Source organism: Arthrobacter sp. MDT2-16, assembly GCF_054510925.1.
In genome coordinates, this window is the sequence record NZ_JBTNDP010000001.1 from 1 (window position 1) to 17837 (window position 17837).

General features: G+C 71.9%; 14 protein-coding genes and 1 pseudogene. 5 read left to right on the forward strand and 10 right to left on the reverse strand.

Annotation, left to right across the window (positions count from 1 at the left end; all coding sequences use genetic code 11):
* From ACX80N_RS00005 to galU, 4 genes and pseudogenes are all read right to left on the reverse strand, one after another.
* Positions 1–585 (reverse strand): annotated as a pseudogene (locus ACX80N_RS00005) (hypothetical protein); the annotation flags it as partial.
* A 63-nt stretch (positions 586–648) separates the two neighbouring features.
* On the reverse strand, positions 649–1446 hold the full coding sequence (locus ACX80N_RS00010) for a hypothetical protein (protein ID WP_459337812.1): 798 nt from the start codon (positions 1444–1446) through the stop codon (positions 649–651).
* Positions 1447–1701: 255 nt separating this feature from the next.
* Positions 1702–2331 carry a GNAT family N-acetyltransferase gene (locus ACX80N_RS00015; protein WP_459337813.1) on the reverse strand — a complete coding sequence of 210 codons (630 nt, stop codon included), beginning with the start codon at positions 2329–2331 and terminating at the stop codon, positions 1702–1704.
* A 16-nt stretch (positions 2332–2347) separates the two neighbouring features.
* The gene (gene galU / locus ACX80N_RS00020) at positions 2348–3250 is read right to left on the reverse strand and encodes a UTP--glucose-1-phosphate uridylyltransferase GalU (RefSeq protein ID WP_105033215.1); all 903 of its coding nucleotides are present in this window, start codon (positions 3248–3250) and stop codon (positions 2348–2350) included.
* A 57-nt stretch (positions 3251–3307) separates the two neighbouring features.
* On the opposite strand from galU, the gene ACX80N_RS00025 reads away from it, so the two are divergent.
* The 3 genes from ACX80N_RS00025 to ACX80N_RS00035 all read left to right on the forward strand — a co-directional run bounded on the left by ACX80N_RS00025 (position 3308) and on the right by ACX80N_RS00035 (position 5246).
* On the forward strand, positions 3308–3985 hold the full coding sequence (locus ACX80N_RS00025; RefSeq protein WP_459337814.1) for a 5-formyltetrahydrofolate cyclo-ligase: 678 nt from the start codon (positions 3308–3310) through the stop codon (positions 3983–3985).
* An 84-nt stretch (positions 3986–4069) separates the two neighbouring features.
* Positions 4070–4396: an FmdB family zinc ribbon protein gene (locus tag ACX80N_RS00030; RefSeq protein ID WP_459337815.1), complete on the forward strand. Its 327-nt coding sequence runs from the start codon at positions 4070–4072 to the stop codon at positions 4394–4396.
* 178 nt (positions 4397–4574) lie between these two features.
* The gene (locus ACX80N_RS00035) at positions 4575–5246 is read left to right on the forward strand and encodes an RcpC/CpaB family pilus assembly protein (RefSeq protein ID WP_459337816.1); all 672 of its coding nucleotides are present in this window, start codon (positions 4575–4577) and stop codon (positions 5244–5246) included.
* A gap of 38 nt (positions 5247–5284) precedes the next feature.
* On the opposite strand, the gene ACX80N_RS00040 is transcribed toward ACX80N_RS00035, so the two are convergent.
* The 4 genes from ACX80N_RS00040 to ACX80N_RS00055 form a co-directional block, all read right to left on the reverse strand.
* Positions 5285–9373: a DUF4011 domain-containing protein gene (locus ACX80N_RS00040; RefSeq protein WP_459337817.1), complete on the reverse strand. Its 4089-nt coding sequence runs from the start codon at positions 9371–9373 to the stop codon at positions 5285–5287.
* A 93-nt stretch (positions 9374–9466) separates the two neighbouring features.
* On the reverse strand, positions 9467–11053 hold the full coding sequence (gene guaA / locus ACX80N_RS00045) for a glutamine-hydrolyzing GMP synthase (protein ID WP_105032813.1): 1587 nt from the start codon (positions 11051–11053) through the stop codon (positions 9467–9469).
* A 98-nt stretch (positions 11054–11151) separates the two neighbouring features.
* Positions 11152–11655, reverse strand: a complete 504-nt coding sequence (locus ACX80N_RS00050) for a DUF3817 domain-containing protein (protein ID WP_459337818.1) — start codon at positions 11653–11655, stop codon at positions 11152–11154.
* Positions 11648–12547 carry an SURF1 family protein gene (locus ACX80N_RS00055; protein WP_459337819.1) on the reverse strand — a complete coding sequence of 300 codons (900 nt, stop codon included), beginning with the start codon at positions 12545–12547 and terminating at the stop codon, positions 11648–11650. Before ACX80N_RS00055 ends, ACX80N_RS00050 begins: the two co-directional genes overlap by 8 nt.
* A gap of 131 nt (positions 12548–12678) precedes the next feature.
* Between ACX80N_RS00055 and ACX80N_RS00060 the strand changes: the two genes are divergently transcribed.
* Positions 12679–14400, forward strand: a complete 1722-nt coding sequence (locus ACX80N_RS00060) for an ABC transporter transmembrane domain-containing protein (protein WP_459337820.1) — start codon at positions 12679–12681, stop codon at positions 14398–14400.
* Between the two features lie 31 nt (positions 14401–14431).
* Positions 14432–16138, forward strand: coding sequence for an ABC transporter ATP-binding protein (locus tag ACX80N_RS00065; RefSeq protein WP_459338452.1), 1707 nt, complete (start codon positions 14432–14434; stop codon positions 16136–16138).
* A gap of 19 nt (positions 16139–16157) precedes the next feature.
* On the opposite strand, the gene ACX80N_RS00070 is transcribed toward ACX80N_RS00065, so the two are convergent.
* Complete coding sequence (locus ACX80N_RS00070; protein WP_420808262.1) at positions 16158–16640, reverse strand: PTS sugar transporter subunit IIA; 483 nt, start codon at positions 16638–16640, stop codon at positions 16158–16160.
* 24 nt (positions 16641–16664) lie between these two features.
* Positions 16665–17804 (reverse strand): GuaB3 family IMP dehydrogenase-related protein, encoded by a 1140-nt coding sequence (locus tag ACX80N_RS00075; RefSeq protein WP_459337821.1) that lies wholly within the window; start codon positions 17802–17804, stop codon positions 16665–16667.
* Positions 17805–17837 lie beyond the last annotated feature (33 nt).

Here is a 17837-nt window from a genome sequence, read left to right on the forward strand (position 1 = left end):
GGGGGGGGGGGGACTGCTTTGGGGGGGTGTGGGGTTTTGGGTGGCGGGGGGTGGGTTCCGGGGGCCCCCCACCACCTTCAGGTAACGACGGTCCTCCCCGTTGACCGCGAGCACTACGGCCCGGCGGAGCGGTCGATAGCTCCGCAGCTCCAGGTGTGTCGTCGCTGGATCATGTCCCGGGCCGAAGGCGAAGGCCGTGGCGCGCTCCGCGTCGACGGCCAGGGGCAGTCCTGGCAGCAGCGGATCGGCGGGATGCAGCCACACCGCGAGATCACCGGCGCCGCGGCGGACCACGGCGACGCCGTCGGACGGGAGCGCGACGGAGCCCGAGGTGATGCACGCGTACGCCGGCGCGGGTTCGAGGCTGTCGGGACGGCCCCGCGGGCGGCGGGCGGGCCGGACGGCGACCGAGTACACGCCCGTCACGCCGGCGCCCGGCCGGTGGTGCAGCGATTCGAGCCGCCAGTCCTCGAGCTCCCATCCCCGGGAGGCCAGAACCTGCCGCAGGATGCCGGAGGGCGCGTCCGAGCCGAGGAGCGCCATGGCGTCCTGCTCGCGGAGGATGCGCGCCTCCCTCGCCCTCATGCTGCCTCCCCGAAGGCCTAGGACGGGGTGCCCGCGGAGGGCTCCCCTACCAGGTGGGCCCGGTCAGGCTCGCCGACGCTGCAGCACGTCGTCGAGGTTGATCCGGCCCGTCGCAGGGGCCGCCGTCTCGTGCAGGGTGTCGCGCACCGTCTCCTCGGAGGCTGCGATGCGGGCAGCGGCCTCGGACGTCTTGATCGGCGTCCTCGAGACGGGCTTCGGTGCCTCGGGCAGGTCCAGCGGCGCGGGAGCCTGGCGTTCGGCCTTCGCGGCATCGACATAGGTGGGACGCGGGAGCTGCACGGGTGCCCACTCCGGGGACCCGGGCGGTGCGATGACCGCGGCGTCCGGCGCGGGCGCGCTGCGGACATCCAAAACCGTGGATCCGTGCGCGACGGCGAGTGCCGCGGTCCGCATCTCCATCGCCGTGAGGCGGCGCGCCGGGGTCTCCTCGGCGTCGAACAGGGCGGTGGGACGGCGGGGGGCAGCGGGTGCCGCAGGAGCCGGCTGCGCCAGAGGGTCGGCCGTCCGGACGGGCGCCATGGCATCGAGGAACGCCCGATCCACCCGGGCCCGACGGGAGCGCGCGGCGAGCATCCTCAGCGCCGCGACGGCGGCTGCGGCTACTGCGAGGGTCATCAGCGGGACGAGGAAAGACACGACGCCGAACGCCCCGAGCACGAGCGTCACCAGGGTGGCCGCAAGGGCCAGAAGGCCAACGAGCGCGATGCCGACGCGTCCCCACCGCGGGGCGAAGGCACCTGTCCACGAGGAGGACCCGCTGGAGGGATCGACCGCGGTCCCCGGGATCGGGTGGGAAACCCCTCGGGTTCCGGTGGGCGCATCGTCCTGCGGCGCGGTCATCATCATTCTGCTCCCTCCGGGGCGGGCCCCGGTTGTCCGACATCGAAGAGTGCTTCCGGCAGGTGCCGGCACGGTCCTCCTGGCGACTGCGGGAGCTACCCACACCAGCCACAGTCCCACGATCGCGGCGAGCACCACGGAGCTGTTCATGGAGAAGACCACACCTAGAACCGTAGGAGCAGGAACGGCCGCGCCGACGCATTGGCCGCGGTGTGTCGGCTACGGGTATGCCCGCGACGGCATTCGACCCTTGCGTCAGCCACCGGGCGGCCCCGACCGCTCCAGCCATGGAGCCAGGAGGCCCCGGGGAACCTCCTCGGCCGTGAGGGCGAAGCTCCTGTGATCAGCCCACTGCCCGGCGATGTGCAGGTACCGTGGCCGCAGCCCCTCGTCGCGGAAGTGCAGCTTCTCCACGACGCGGAGGCTCGCGCTGTTCTCCGGCCGGATGTTGATCTCCATCCGGTGCAGTCCGAGGTCCCCGAAGCAGTAGTCGGTGGCGAGCGCCACGGCCGTCGGGGCGATTCCCCTGCCGGCCCGCTCGGCGTCGACCCAGTACCCGAGGGTCGCGGTCATCGCCGACCCCCAGGTGATCCCCGAGACGGTCAGCTGCCCGACCAGCCGGGCGTCGCGCGAACCCGGGTCCTGCTCGGTGATCAGGAAGGGGAGCGCCGATCCCGCACGCGCCTGCGCCGAGAGGGACCGCACCATCTGGTGGTAGGTGGGCAGGAAGCCCTCCGGGTCCGGGTTGGACGCCTCCCACGGCGCGAGCCAGCGGGCGTTGCGGTGTCGCAGCGCCGTCCACGCCGCCTTGTCCCTGTGGCGTATGGGCCTCAGGACGAGGGAACCCGTCCTGAGGCTCACGGGCCAGCTGGTCGCCGACCACATGGCGTGCCGCTCCGTACTAGTCCGGGAGGTTCTTGCTGAAGTCCCTGATCCAGTCGCGCAGGTCGGGGCCGAGGTCGTCACGCTCCGAAGCCAGCGTCACCACGGCCTTGAGGTAGCTCAGCTTGTCGCCGGTGTCGTAGCGGCGGCCACGGAACACCACGCCGTAGACGCCGGAGCCCTCGCCGTCGGCAGCCGCGAGGGTCTGCAGGGCGTCGGTCAGCTGGATCTCGCCGCCACGGCCGGGCTCGGTGGTCTCGAGGACGTCGAACACGCGGGGGTGCAGCACGTAGCGGCCGATCACGGCGAGGTTGGAGGGTGCGTCCTCGACGGCCGGCTTCTCGACGAGCTGGTTCACACGGACGTGGTTCTCGCCGTCAATCTCGGTGATGTCGGCACAGCCGTAGGCGCTGATCTGCTGTGGGTCGACCTCGATCAGGGCGATCACGGAGCCGCCCGTCTTCGCCTGGACCTCGATCATGGTCTCGAGCAGCGGGTCGCGGTCGTCGATCAGGTCGTCGCCGAGCAGGACGGCGAACGGCTCGTTGTTGACGTGGAGCTTGGCGCGGAGCACGGCGTGCCCGAGCCCCTTCGGATCGCCCTGGCGGAGGTAGTGGATGTCGCCGAGCTCGGAGGGGCGGCGCACGGCGGCCAGCTTGTCGTGGTCACCCTTGGCCTCGAGGGTCTGCTCGATGAAGGGCACGCGATCGAAGTGGTCCTCGAGGGCCCTCTTGTTACGCCCCGTGATCATGAGCACGTCGGAGAGGCCGGCGTCGACCGCCTCCTGCACGACGTACTGGATGGCGGGCTTGTCCACGACGGGGAGCATCTCCTTGGGCATCGCCTTCGTGGCGGGGAGGAAGCGGGTTCCCAGTCCGGCCGCGGGGATAACGGCCTTCGTCACACGTGATCGCAAAGTCATGGGCACCACACTACCTAACCTATGCGCCGAGCCCGGGCCGCCCTCCACAATGGTGGAATGACGCTCACCAGCCGTGATACGGGCAAGCACCACCTGCGGGCCTCCCTGCGCGCTGCACGCGCAGTCCTGGATCCCGCCGACCGCATGGATCAGTCCCGCGCCGTCGCCCGGGCCGTCGTCGCGCATCTGACCCGCCCTGCTGCAGTGTCCCCTCCCTCCGATCCCCCCTCGGACTGGGGCTCCCCGACCGCCCGCCCGACGATCGCCGCCTACCTCGGCCGCGACCCCGAGCCCGGAACCGTACCCCTGCTCGAGGACCTGCATCGCCTCGGCTTCGGCGTCGTCGTCCCCGTGTGCGAGCCGGGGTACCGGCTGTCCTGGGTGTCCTGGACACCGGGCGTTCCCCTGCAGCGCTCGGTCCGCGCACCCGTGGACGAACCGACGGGTCCACGGCGCTCCTTCGGGGAGATGACGGACGTCGCACTCATCCTCGTACCCGCGCTGGGTGTGGACCGCGCCGGGCACCGCCTCGGACAGGGCGGCGGCTACTACGACCGCTTCCTCGCGGCCCATCCCCTGGACCGGCCGGGAGCGGTGGACCGGCTCGGCGTCGTCTACCGCTCCGAGCTCCTGCCCATCGGCACCATCCCGGCCGAACCCTACGACCAGCCGCTGGCCGGCGTGTTCACTGCCGATGGGCTGGAGCGCTTCGGAGCGGTGGACGCGGGCGTGTAGACTGGCACTCGACCCTGGAGAGTGCCAAGAGCAGTGGCCGGATCGGCCACCAGGGGACCACGAAGCCCGTCCAGGAGGATTTCCATGCCCATGTACGCCTATGCCTGCAAGGACTGCGGCCACGCCTTCGACATCCAGCAGTCGTTCTCCGACGACTCCCTGACCGAATGCCCCGCCTGCGGCGGATCACTGCGCAAGAAGTTCAACAGCGTGGGCGTGGTGTTCAAGGGCTCGGGGTTCTACCGCAACGACTCGCGGTCCACGACGACGAGCACGGATGCGGGATCGCCGTCCACCTCCTCGACCGCCGCTGCCGGCACCGGGTCCCCGGGCACCGTGGGCGCGGCCTCCGGCTCGTCCGCGGGCACCAGCGCACCCTCCTCGGCGAGCGGGACCGCCGCCGCCTCCTGACGCCCGCGCCCTGCACGGCGACGGGGGTCCGCCGACCGTCGGCGGGTGGCAGTCGGGGGCACTCGGCTCCTGACGCGGGGATCCTGCAGGCCGGAGGGTCTGCAGGAGCCCGTCCGGCTCCGTCCACATAGCTCCTGCGGCAGGCCGGCAGGCGGCAGGGCCCGCCTAGGGTCAGGGCATGACCCCGACTCCGGTCCTCCGGGAAGTTCCACTGCGGTACCGCCTGCGCAGGTTCGTCCATCGCCGCAAGAGGCTCCTGGCCTGCCTGCTCTTCAGCATCGCCGCGGGCGTCGCCGTCGAGGCGGCCGTGGGTGAGGACTACCCGACGACGACGGTGGTCAGCGCGGCCCGGGACCTCGCGGTCGGGACGGTCCTCACGGACGCGGACGTCACAACCGCCAGCATCCCGGCCCAGGCCGTGACGGGTCCCGCGTTCGAGCAGCCCGGCCAGGTGGTGGGCCAGCAGCTCGCCGCTCCGCTGGCGCAGGGCTCCCCCATCCCACCGACGGCGCTGGTGGGCGACGGCCTGCTGACCGGCACCCGCCCCGGTACCGTCGCGGTCCCGCTCCGGCCGGCCGATCCTGCGGTCGTCCGGCTCCTGGCGCCGGGCCAGCTCGTCGACGTGGTCCTCAGCACGGGCGACGGCTACGACGCCCCGGCCGAGCCGACGGTCCTCGCCCGGTCGGTGGCCGTCCTCTGGACGGCACCCGGCGGGACCGGCAGCGCGTGGCCCGGCGAGGCGGGCGACGACGGGCTCGTCGTCGTGGCGGCGGGCGCCGACGACGCCGCCGTCCTGGCCGGATCCTCCAGCTCGGGGGACGTCCACCTCGTGCTGACGACGAAGCCGTGAACGGTCAGCGCATCGCGCCGCCCGGCACCGGGCCGCCATCACCCCCAGTGCGGGGGCCGCTGCTCCTGGAGCCACTCGTCGTGGTCGTCCTCCGCGTCGCCCCAGGAACGGGGGTCGTCCTCTCCCGCCGTCGTGGGCACGATCGGCGTGGAGTCCGCCGACTCCACCGACTCCGCGGAATCCCGACCCGGACCGGTTCCGCTGGCGGGGTGCTGTTCGTCCTCGCGCATCCTCGGGGCGTCCTTCCGTGTGCGTTGCTGGTCGGCGGCATCCCGGGGCGGCAGGCCCAGGATGCCGGAGGCGCGCTCCGCGCACCCGTCGGGGTCCGTGAAGACCTCGATGGTCCAGAGCGGCATGTAGCGCCAGCCCATGCGCTCGAGGACCTGAGGTCGGAGCCTGCTGCGCTCCCGCACCGACATGCCCCCGTAGCGGCCGGTCCCGTCGGACTCGATCGCCAGTGGAGCGGGACGCTCGTCGTGCGCTGCCGCGGCGCTGCCGTCGGCGCGCAGGTCCGCCGGCCGTACCGCGACGATGTCGAGGACCCCCGCGTAGTGGTCCCAGACCTCGGCGCCGCGGAAGCGCAGGCGGTCCACCAGGTCGGCGACGAGGGGATCCTCGTTGCCGCCGCCTGCGGCGGGCGTGTGTCCGGGGGTTCCGCCCAGTTCGCGCTGCAGCAGCTCGAAGAAGTCCAGCGCCCCCGTGGTCAGGCGGTCGGGATCGAGGTCCGACGGCTGGAAGCACGTGAGCACGTGCTGGAAGCGCCGTGCGCGCGTCATCGCCATGACGAAGTTGCGGCGGCCGTCAGGACCCGAGAGCGGACCGAAGGAGTGGAGCGTCCGCCCGTGGGGCGTGCGGCCGTAGCCGAGCGAGAAGATGATGTCGTCGCGGACCAGTCCTCCTGCCCGTTCGACGGGGACCACGCGGAACGCCTCCCTGCCCGGGGTGAAGAAGTCTGCTGCCCAGGGAAACTCCGCCATCTGCAGGCGGATCGCCTCCCCTACCCGCGCCGCGTGTCGGGCACTGGCGGTGACGACCGCGAGCGAGAAGCTCGGACGGCGTCGGATGTGGTCGAAGACCAGCTCGACGACGCGGCTCACCTCGACCGCGACGCTCTCGACGCCGTCGTGCTCCGAGCTCGGCATGCCGGTGCCATTGGGCAGGTACTCGACCACGAGGCCGCGCCCGGCGCCCGTGACCTCGGAGGCCTGCGGCAGGCGGGAGAGCTTGCCGTCGTAGAAGGACTCGCTCAGGTAGGTGTCGAGGCTCCGGTCCACGCCGCGGTAGATCTCCGTGAGTCCGCGTACGGGCAGCACACTGCGCAGCGCGTCGAAGGCGCTGGGCAGGGGCTCCAGGGTGGATGCGCGGTCCGCGGACTGCACCTCGATGCTGAAGCGGGTCGGCCCGGCGAGGCGGTCGTCACCGAAGACCGCCACCTGCGAGGACCGGGCGATGCACGGGACGGCGCTCTGCAGCGACATGGACTCGCCGTCCAGGATCACCGCGGTGTCGAAGGTGTGGCCCTCGGGTACGGCGCCGCGGATGGTCAGCGGGCTCACGGCCCAGATCGGCAGGAGCGCAGCCACGAGCTCATGGTCGAGTCCCGCGAACACCTCGAGGGTCAGAGTTCCGTCCTTGAGCTCCTGACGCAGGCGGGCGGCGTCCCCGGGGTGGTTCTCCACGGCGGCGCGCCAGCGCTCCCCCAGCGTCCACCGGATCCTGGCGGGCCCGGAGGCGATGTGCGCGTTGTCGGCCAGGCGGTACTCCGCCTCGAGCGTGCGCAGACTGTCGCCGTCGGACATGGCGAGGTAGTCGTCGCCGCTGATCATGGCCTCGAGCGCGGACTGCCACCAGGCGAGCTCGAGCTCCGAACCCACGCGTTCGGCGGGGACCTCGCGCTCAGCGAGGTCCGCGAGCAGTTCACCCAGGCCCTGCTCGCGCATCTCGTCGAGCAGCAGGGTGCGCTCGGGCAGTGTCGCAAGGGTCTCCTTGTCCACGGCGAGGTCGCGGAGCAGGGTCTCGAGAGCGTCGAGTTCCAGCGCCGCGAGGTCCGGGTGGTCGGAGGTGGGGCGGAGGATCGCCGTCAGGTCCGTGAGCCGCGCGTCCACGTCGCGGTAGGACGCGTGGATCTCCGCCAGACCCGTCGGGACGGAGGGGTGGCGCTCGGTCAGGGCATAACGAGTCCACAGGGTGCGCTGCTGCTGGACCTCGCGGAGGGAGGTGTGCAGGTCGGAGATGTGCACACCCGGCCGGATGTACTCCTTGGCCACACGCCGCAGGCGGGACCGCGTCATCGAGCTCATCTCGATGTCCCGCTCCTTCCGCCACGAGGACGGCGCCGTGGCGGAGATGAGGTCGGTGACGGGCCGGTCGAAGATGTCCGGCGTGAACTTGTCCAGGCTCTCGCGCACCGCGACGAGGAGTTCGAGCTGCTCGCCCCACTCACCGAACGTCCCGCCGAGCGTGATGTGCGAGTGCTCGGCGACGCGCTGCACCTTGCCCCGCAGCTCGGGGATCTCGGTTGCGAGCTGCTCGGCGAGACCGTGCGCGCGCTCCGTCTCCTTGCGGTTCAGCAGCTGCGCACCGTACCACGGGCTCTCGGTCGAGGCCTTGCTGAAGCTCCCCAGGTCGGCGGCTCGCTGGAGCCGCTCCGTCAGTTCCCTGCGGTCGGTGATGGAGTCCAGGACGCTGCGCTTCAGGCGCACCGTGGTGGACGGCGCCGGGTCCAGGGCCGTGAGGCCGGCAAGGGACTGCATGGCCTGGTAGGGCGAGCAGTCCCACCGGCTGCGGACGTTGTGGAGGCTGCGCACGTGCTCCACGAGCTGGTGCCGGTGTCCGGCCAGTGTGGAGTGGAGCGTCTCGAGAGAGGGCTCGACCGCCTTCTCGTTGCGGACGAGGGCCCGGATGACCGCTTCGCGCAGCTGCGCGGGTCCGGTCTGGCTGCCCAGCTGGAGGACGAGCGAGCCCAGATTGAGCCCGTCGAGGTCCTGTACGAACTCGTTGAGCGTGCCACGGCGCTCCGCCGCGACCACCACGCGCCTGCCCTCGGCGGCGGCCCGCGCCGCGAGGTTCAGGGCGGTCTGGGTCTGTCCGGTCCCCGGCGGCGTGGCGACCACGACGCTGACGCCCGCGGACGCGAGGTCGAGGACGTCCTGCTGGGCCCTGTCGGCGTCGAGGATGAGGAGTTCCTCGGCCGGGTCCCGCTCGTCGGCCGCCGGGAACAGCAGACCGTCCGCAGCACCCTTGAGTCCCGACGCGGCTTCGGCGTCCCCCCTGGCCGACCCTAGAAGGGCGGCCAGGACGGGGTGGTCGGGGCGCAGGGCGGGATCGCCCTTGACCCCGGCGAGGTCGGCAAAGGTGGACACCAGGATGCGGTGCTCGACGGACATGCCCCGGACACCCTCGCTCAGCACCCGCATGCGCTCGAGGACGGGGTGCGGATCGAAGCGGGCGGTGCCGTAGGCCAGCCGTGCGATACGGACGGGATCCACCTCCAGGCCCTGCTGCTGCCTCAGGTGGCGGACCAGCGCGGGGTTCATGCGCGCCTGCTCGGTGATCTGCAGCTCGTAGTCGTCCTGCGAGGCGTGCACCGTCAGGGAGATGGCGGTGAGCAGCACCGGGGCGTTCAGCGTCTCGGAGCGTCCGGAGTCATCCACCGACCGCCAGGACGCCGTCCCGGCGGTGAGGTAGCCGACGTCGATCCCGCGTTCGGTGCCGAGTTCGAAGATCTTCGCACGCAGTGCCCGCGCCGCGGCCTTGGCGGCGCTGTACTGGACGGGGTCGCGCAGGAGCGTCGACAGGCGCGTGCGCCGTCCGGCCAGGAGCTGCGCGAGCCCGGAGGGGTGGGCGTGGGTCAGGTCGATGCTCGTGCCGGCCGAGGGCCGGAAGTGCAGGAGCGTGTCGCCGCTGGCCTGGGGGCCGAGCCCTTCGAGCCACGGCACGAGGAAGTCCTGGGCCGAGGCTTCGTCGGGAGCATCGGCGGGCGGGGCCGGACGCTGACGGCCCGGTCCGACGCCCTGCCGGCCCTGCGGCCGATCCGCCGGCGACCCCGCCGTGTCCCGCTGGTCCTGCTCCGGCACAGCCGCCTTCTTCCCTGCTTCGTCACGAGCTGATCTCGACCAGATTGGCATGTCTTCCAAGCTATCCGATAAGCGTTCGGACCCCGCGGATAGCAACGCGGCCCGGGCGGGGGGAAGTGGTTCTGACGCCACCGCCCACTCCGCCTACTCCCATTCGATGGTTCCCGGCGGCTTGCTCGTCACGTCCAGCACCACGCGGTTGACGCCGTCCACCTCGTTGGTGATGCGGTTGGAGATGCGTGCCAGGAGGTCGTAGGGCAGGCGCGACCAGTCGGCGGTCATGGCGTCCTCGCTGGACACCGGCCGCAGGACGATCGGGTGCCCGTAGGTCCGTCCGTCCCCCTGGACGCCCACGCTGCGGACGTCGGCGAGGAGGACCACGGGCATCTGCCAGACCTCGTTGTCGAGCCCGGCCGCGGTGAGTTCGGCGCGCGCGATGGCGTCGGCCCGGCGCAGCAGCGCCAGGCGCTCCTCCGTGACCTCGCCGACAATGCGGATGCCCAGTCCCGGACCGGGGAACGGCTGGCGTCCCACGATCTCCGCGGGCAGGCCGAGCTGGGCGCCGACGGCACGCACCTCGTCCTTGAAGAGGGTGCGGAGCGGCTCCACGAGCTCGAACTGCAGGTCCTCGGGCAGGCCGCCCACGTTGTGGTGGCTCTTGATGTTCGCGGCGCCCTCTCCGCCGCCGGATTCGACGACGTCGGGGTAGAGGGTGCCCTGGACGAGGAACCGGATGGGCTCACCCTCGGCCTCCGCCTCGCGCATGATGGCGCGTTCGGCCTCCTCGAAGGCCCGGATGAACTCGCGCCCGATGATCTTGCGTTTGGTCTCGGGGTCGGAGACGCCGGCGAGCGCGGCGAGGAAGCGTTCCTGCTCGTTCGCGACGTGGAGCTTCACCCCCGTGGCGGCGACGAAGTCGCGCTCCACCTGCTCGGCCTCGCCCTCGCGCAGCAGACCGTGGTCCACGAAGACACACGTGAGCTGGTCGCCGACGGCACGCTGCACGAGCGCGGCGGCGACGGCGGAGTCGACGCCGCCGGAGAGGCCGCAGATCACGCGCGCGTCGCCGATCTGCTCGCGGATGCGCTCCACCTGCTCCTCGAGGATGTTGCGCGTGGTCCAGTTCGGGTCGAGCCGAGCGCCCCGGAAGAGGAAGTTCTCGATCACGGCCTGCCCGTGCCGGGAGTGCTTGACCTCCGGGTGCCACTGCACGCCGTAGAGGCCCTTCTCCTCGTGCGCGAAAGCCGCGACGGGTGCGCCTGCCGTGCTGGCCAGGACGTCGAAGCCCTCGGGGGCGGCCTGCACGCTGTCGCCGTGGCTCATCCAGGCGTTCTGCTGCTCGGGGGTCCCGGCGAGGATGGAACGCGATGCGCCGTCGGACTGCACGTCCGTGGAGCCGTACTCACGCAGCCCGGTCTTCGCGACCGTCCCGCCGAGCGCGTTCGCCATCGCCTGGAAGCCGTAGCAGATGCCGAGCACCGGCACCCCGGCGTCGAACAGGTCCGCGTCGACCCGGGGGGCGCCTTCGGCGTAGACGCTGGACGGGCCTCCCGAGAGGATGATCGCCGCGGGGTTCTTCGCGAGGATCTCCTGCGTGCTGAGGGTGTGAGGGACGATCTCGGAGTAGACGTCGGCCTCGCGGACGCGGCGTGCGATCAGCTGTGCGTACTGCGCGCCGTAGTCCACGACGAGGACAGGACGGTGTTCGGAGCCGTTCTCGGGGGTAGTCACCCATCAACAATAGTCCGCGCGTCCCGGCCACCGCACATCAGGGGACGGGCAGGAACGCCCGTACCCGCGGCGGAGCGCTGTCCTGCGCGGGGTCCGGCTCAGTACCGCGGTGCGGCCTCGGGATGCGCCGCGAGGTCCTCCTCGGCCTGGCGGTGGACCCGCTTCTCCACGAAGAACGACAGCAGCGGCACCACGCCGCCGAGCGCGATCAGGACGAAGCGGCCGAAGGGCCAGCGCATGAGCTGCCACAGTCGGAAGTCGGCGATGAGGTAGACCACGTAGAGCCAGCCGTGCACGATCAGCACGGCCGTGGAGAGGTTGACGCCGCCGGCCGTCTCGGCGACGACCTCGGGCAGGAACTGGAGGACCGCTCCCCCGCCCGCGACGATCTCGGAGCCGAAGCCGTACTTCGCCACCATCTCGACGACGACGAGCAGGAGCATGATCCCTGTCGCGTAGGCGAGGACCTTGTAGAACCTCAGCGCCGAACGGATCTGCGCGTGCGTCCCGCCGAACCGCCGCTTCGGCTTCCCGGCCGGCCCGCGTCCGGCGCCGGTTCGTCCGGCAGTTCCGGCGGTGGGGTCGAGTACTGGCTCAGTCACGGTGGGCACCGCTTTCGTTGGAGGACGTGCCGGGAGTCGACCCGGGCGCAGGATGGGGAGTGGGTTCGGCGCCGGGCGCGACGGGGGACGGGTGGGCGCGGGCCTCCTCCGCGGCGTCCTCGGCGTCCTCGAGGATGCGGCGGTGATCGTCCGCGACCAGGCGCCACCACAGGAAGAACGCGAACCCGGCGAACACCACCCATTCGATGGCGTAGAAGATGTTGAGCCAGTTGATCGGTGTGTCCTGTGGCTGCGGGCCTACGACCACCGGCTCCATGCCCGCCGCGAACGGCACGGCTGCGCCGTCGGCCGTCACCTCGGTGGCGACGACGAATGCCGCGTAGACGCTCGCGTCCCACAGGTTGGAGAGCTCGGCGGTGGAGAGTGTGGGGACCTCGCCCTCCACGGGCTGCTGCACCTCGGGGGCCTCGGGCGGCAGGAGGCGCCCGACGACCCCGGCGGCGCCCTGCTGCACGGCGACGGACGCGGCGTCCTCCGCCTCGGGCACCCAGCCGAGCACGACCGGGATGACGGCGTCCCCGCCGGGAGCGGCCTCGGGGCCGTCACCGCCCGAACCGTCGACCGCGATTCCCTGGACCACCCAGAAGCCCTCCACGTCGTCGCGCAGGCGGTTCTGCACCAGCATCCGCGTGTCCGGCAGGAAGGCACCGTCGAGCGAGACCATCTGGTCGGCGCCCGAGGCGTAGAGCGGCGTGAGGGGGGCGAGAACCCCGGTCAGCGGACGGACGGTCTCGGTGGTGCTCGGTGCGGGCGGCGGAGTCTCCCTGGAGGAGTTCAGCTGCCACTGGCTCAGGAGGACGAAGACCGCGGCGAGCGCCATCGCGAGGATCAGCAGGAGGATCCATCGAGGCTTGAGCGCGGTCTTCAACACCCCTCAACGGTACTTCGTACGCGTGTAGAACAACGAATGGCTCCCGGACTGGACGGGGGCGCTGCAGCGACCCGAAGAGTGATTGGTGAATCCCTATCACTTCGTCGGGATGCGGTCTAGGATGAATCCTCGTGCGTTCCTTTCCCTACTCCCTGACCGGCCCGCCGGACCTGCGCTCCCCCGCGCGGTACCTGCTGTGGCTCGGCGGCCACCAGAAGGCCACCCTGACCGCCGGGATCCTTCTCGGCACCGTCTGGATGGCCTCGCAGGCCGTGATGCCCTTCGTGCTCGGCAGGGCGATCGACGACGGCGTCATCGGGGGCGATGCGCGGGCGCTGCTCGGTTGGGCGGGTGCGCTGCTGGGACTCATGGTGGTCCAGGCCGCCTCGGACACCGCGACGCACCGCGCGGGCGTCAGCAACTGGATGCAGGCGGCGTTTCGGTCCGTCCGCCTCGTGGGGCACAAGATCAGCAGGACCGGCGACGCCCTGCCCACCGCGCTCTCGACCGGCGAGGTGGTGTCCACCGCGGCGTCCGACGCCTTCCGCCTCGGTGAGGTGTATGAGGTCCTCACGCGGCTCGCCGGCGCGGCCGCGGCCTGGCTCGTGGTCACCGTCCTCATCTGGCAGACCTCCCCCGTGCTCGGGGTCGTCGTGCTCGTCGGGGTCCCCGTGTGCTGCGGGCTCCTGCTGTTCGTCGTGCGGCCCATGCAGGCGCGGCAGCGCGAGCAGCGCGAGGCGTCCGGCAGGATGACGGCCGTCGGGGCGGACACCGTGGCCGGCCTGCGCGTGCTGCGCGGCATCGGCGGCGAGCACATCTTCGTGGACCGCTACCGCGACAAGTCGACGGTCACGCGCGACTCCGGCATCCGCGTGGCCCGTTCCCTCGCGGACCTCGAGGCGTCGCAGGTGTTCATCGCCGGGTCGTTCAGCGTGGTCTTCACCTGGGTGGGCGCCTCGCTGGTCCTCTCGGGCGACATCACGCCGGGCGAGCTCGTGGCCCTGTACGGCTTCTCGATCTTCCTCATGACCCCCATCCGGGCGGCAGCCGATTCGGTGGCCCGCTTCATCCGTGCCCACGTGGGCGCCCGGAAGATCATCGCGGTGCTCTCGGTCGATGCGCACGTCACGGAGAGCGCTTCGCCGGTGCCCGCACCGCCGCCGGGTGCTGTCCTCGTCGACGAGCGCTCCGGTGTCGTCATCGAGCCCGGGCTCCTCACCGCCGTGGTCTCGCGGGAGCCCGCGGAGTCCACGGACGCCGTCACGCGCCTCGGCCGGTTCGAGGACGCCGTCCTCGAGGAGGCGACGGTCCGGTGGGGCGCCGCGGACCTGCGGCATGTGCCGCTGGCGGACATCCGCGCGCGCATCGTGGTCAGCGAGGCCGGCCCGCAGCTGTTCAGCGGTCCCCTCCGCGGGCAGCTCGACCCGCACGGCCGGCACGACGACGACGCCGTGCTCGCGGCGCTCGAGGCCGCGAGCGCCCTGGACATCCTCGACGGGCTCGACGGCGGGCTGGATCACGAGGTCACCGAGCGCGGGAGGGGCTTCTCGGGCGGGCAGCGCCAGCGCCTCGTCCTGGCCCGGGCCCTCCTCACCGACGCCGAGAACCTCGTCCTGGTGGAGCCGACCAGTGCCGTGGACGCCCACACCGAGCAACGCATCGCCGCCCGGCTCGGCGATGCACGGCGCCACGACGGCAGGACGACCGTCGTCGTCACCGCGAGCCCGCTCCTGCTGCGCATCATGGACCGCGTGATCTTCCTCGAGGAGGGCCGTGTGGCCGCCCAGGGCAGCCACAAGGACCTCATGACCAGCAATCCCGCCTACCGGAACGTGGTGATCCGCAGTGAGTAGCACGGCAAAGCTTCCCGTCGCCGGGCCCGGGATGGTGCGCGACGAAGCCACCCGCCTGATCCGCCGCCACCGGCGGGGCCTCGGCGCCGTGATCGCGCTGTACGTCGGCTCGGCCGTCGCGGGCCTCGCCGGGCCGCTGCTGCTCGGCATCCTCATCGACGCCGTGTCCGCCGGGACCACGCCGTCCTTCGTGGCCGCCGTGTCCCTCGGGATGCTCGGTTTCCTCGCCGTGCAGTCCGTCCTGCGCCGCTACGCGGTGCGGTCGGGGATGGTGTTCGGCGAGCGCGTGTTCGCCGAGCTGCGCGAGGACTTCATGAAGGACGTGACGGCGCTCCCGCTGTCCACGGTGGAGAAGGCGGGCACGGGCGACCTCGTGGCCAGGACCACGAATGACATCGACGCGGTGTCCCACACGGTCCGCTTCGGCGTGCCGCAGGTCGTCGTGTCGGTGGTGACCATCGTCCTGACCCTCGGCGCCGCCGTCGTCACCTCCCCGGTCCTGTCCCTCGCACTCCTCGTGGGCCTGCCGCTGCTGTGGCCCGTGACGCGCTGGTACCTGCGGCGCAGCGCGGGCGGCTACATGCGCGAGCGGGAGACCTACGCCGTCGTGAACGGGACGATCACCGAGACCATCGAGGGCGCACGCACCGTGGACGCCCTGGACCTCGGCTCCCTGCGTCGCGCCGACCTCGACGCCGCCCTCGGCAGGAGCTTCTCCGCCGAGCGGTACACGCTGTGGCTGCGCTCGGTCCTGTTCCCGGCGGCGGACGTCGCGTTCTGGCTGCCGGCCGCTGCCGTGCTGCTGTGGGGCGGCTGGCTCGCGGGACAGGGCGTGGTCACGGCCGGTGCCGTGGCCGCCGTCGCCCTGTTCGCCGTGCGCCTGATCGACCCCGTGGACCTGCTCATCATGTGGACCGACGAGATCCAGGTCGGGGCCGCGTCGCTCGCCCGCATCGTGGGTATCAAGGACGTCGAGCCCGACCGCGAGGCGACCACGGCGGAACCGGCCAACGAGCACATCGTGGTGTCCGCGGCGACCTATGCGTACCGCCCCGGGCACAATGTGCTGCACGGCGTCGACCTCACCCTGGTGCGCGGCGAGCGCCTCGCCGTCGTCGGTCCCTCCGGTGCCGGCAAATCCACCCTCGGGCGGCTGATCGCGGGCATCCACCCGCCGACGTCGGGCTCCGTCACCGTGGGCGGCGTGCCCCTGGTGGACCGGCCGCTGGACGACCTGCGCCGCGAGGTGGCCCTCGTGACGCAGGAGCACCACGTCTTCGTGGGGTCCGTGGCGGACAACGTGCGGCTCGGACGCGCGGACGCCGGTGACGGCGAGCTCGAGGACGCCCTGCGCAGCGTCGGTGCCCTGGACTGGGTGAAGCAGCTCCCGGAGGGCATGGACACGGAGGTGGGATCGGGCGCCCACGAGCTCACGCCTGCGCAGGCGCAGGAGCTGGCCCTGGCGCGCCTGATCCTCGCCGATCCGCACACCCTGGTACTGGACGAGGCGACGTCCCTGATCGACCCGCAGGCGGCGCGCGACCTCGAGCGGTCGCTCAATGCCGTCCTCGAGGGGCGCACCGTCATCGCGATCGCACACCGGCTGCACACGGCGCACGACGCCGACCGCGTGGCCGTGGTGGAGGAGGGGCGGATCGCGGAGCTCGGCTCGCACGACGAGCTGCTCGCCCTGGACGGCGCCTACGCGTCGCTCTGGCACTCCTGGCGGAGCGAGTAGCCGCGCACGGCACGCCGCGTCAGTGGTCGAAGAACACCAGCGAGGAGTTGATCAGCTCGGCGATCACCTCGGCGTCGTGCGCGCGGCGCAGCGATTCACGGAAGTTCTCCTTGAAGAGACTGCGGGCGATCGTGGCGAGCACCTCGAGGTGCTCGGAGAAGGACTGCGCCGGGGTGGCCATGAGCAGCACGAGCGTGGCGGGGCCGTCGACGGCGCCGAAGTCCAGGCTGTGGCCGAAACGCGTGACCCCGACGGCGATCGAGGTCTGGTTCACGTACTCGCTGCGCGCGTGCGGCAGCCCCACCCCGCCGGGCAGCCCCGTGGCCATCTGGTGCTCGCGGGAGTTCACCTGGTCGAGGAACGCCTGGAGGTCGGAGATGCGCCCGGCTGCGTGCAGGCGCCCTGCCAGCTGCGCCGCCGCGTCCTCCTTCGACGCCGCCTCCATCTCGAGGATCACGAGGTCGGGCGTGGTCAGTTCGGCGTCGTGCAGCTCGCGGGACAGGTCGCTCACGGTATGCCTTTCGGATCAGTCGGTGGAGGCGTAGGGCGAGAGGACCACTTCCACGCGCTGGAACTCCTTGAGATCCGAGTAGCCGGTGGTCGCCATGGCCCGGCGCAGGGCGCCGATCAGGTTGGATGTGCCGTCGGTGTGGTGCGAGGGCCCCCACAGTACTTCCTGGAGGGGACCCACGGTGCCGATATCGACCCTGTCGCCGCGCGGCAGTTCGTGGTGGTGCGCCTCCTGGCCCCAGTGCCAGCCCTTGCCGGGCGCCTCCTCGGCCCGGGCGAGCGCGGAGCCGAGCATGACGGCGTCGGCCCCCATCGCGATGGCCTTGACGATGTCGCCGCTGGCACCCATGCCGCCGTCGGCGATGACATGCACGTAGCGTCCGCCGGACTCGTCCATGTAGTCGCGGCGGGCGCCGGCCACGTCGGCGATGGCGGAGGCGAGCGGGGAGTGGATGCCGAGCGCGCGGCGCGTGGTCGTCGTGGCGCCGCCGCCGAAGCCGACGAGCACACCGGCCGCGCCGGTGCGCATGAGGTGGAGGGCGGGCGTGTACCCGGCCGCGCCGCCGACGATCACGGGGACGTCGAGCTCGTAGATGAACTTCTTCAGGTCCAGGGGCTGCTCGTTCTTGGACACGTGCTCGGCGGAGACCGTGGTGCCACGGATTACGAAGATGTCGACGCCGGCCGCGAGCACGGTCTTGTAGAACTGCTGGGTGCGCTGCGGGGTGAGGGACCCTGCCACCGTGACGCCGGCCTCGCGGATCTCGGCCAGGCGGCTCGTGATGAGTTCGGCCCGGATGGGCGCACTGTAGAGCTCCTGCATGCGGCGGGTGGCTGCCGGGCTGAAACTCTCGGTGCTGAGGCCGGCGATCTCGTCGAGGACCGGCTGCGGGTCCTCGTAGCGGGTCCACAGTCCCTCGAGGTTGAGGACGCCGAGGCCCCCGAGGCGGCCCATGGCGATGACGGTGGCGGGCGACATGACCGAATCCATGGGGGCTGCGACGACGGGCATCTCGAACTGGTAGGCGTCGATCTGCCAGGTGACGGAGACGTCCAGCGGATCACGGGTCCGCCGGGACGGCACCACCGCCACGTCGTCCAGCGAATATGCCCTGCGTCCGCGCTTGCCTCGGCCGATCTCGATCTCGTAAGTCACTGCTCTAGGTTAGCCCAGCGCCGTCGCGCGGCC

What these genes read in the sequence shown, in the direction of transcription:
- ACX80N_RS00015 (WP_459337813.1), bottom strand. Translation starts at nt 2,331, where the DNA reads ATGTGGTCGGCGACCAGCTGGCCCGTGAGCCTCAGGACGGGTTCCCTC.
- ACX80N_RS00030 (WP_459337815.1), top strand. Translation starts at nt 4,070, where the DNA reads ATGCCCATGTACGCCTATGCCTGCAAGGACTGCGGCCACGCCTTCGAC.
- ACX80N_RS00040 (WP_459337817.1), bottom strand. Translation starts at nt 9,373, where the DNA reads ATGCCAATCTGGTCGAGATCAGCTCGTGACGAAGCAGGGAAGAAGGCG.
- galU (WP_105033215.1), bottom strand. Translation starts at nt 3,250, where the DNA reads ATGACTTTGCGATCACGTGTGACGAAGGCCGTTATCCCCGCGGCCGGA.
- ACX80N_RS00010 (WP_459337812.1), bottom strand. Translation starts at nt 1,446, where the DNA reads ATGACCGCGCCGCAGGACGATGCGCCCACCGGAACCCGAGGGGTTTCC.
- ACX80N_RS00035 (WP_459337816.1), top strand. Translation starts at nt 4,575, where the DNA reads ATGACCCCGACTCCGGTCCTCCGGGAAGTTCCACTGCGGTACCGCCTG.
- ACX80N_RS00025 (WP_459337814.1), top strand. Translation starts at nt 3,308, where the DNA reads ATGACGCTCACCAGCCGTGATACGGGCAAGCACCACCTGCGGGCCTCC.
- ACX80N_RS00065 (WP_459338452.1), top strand. Translation starts at nt 14,432, where the DNA reads ATGGTGCGCGACGAAGCCACCCGCCTGATCCGCCGCCACCGGCGGGGC.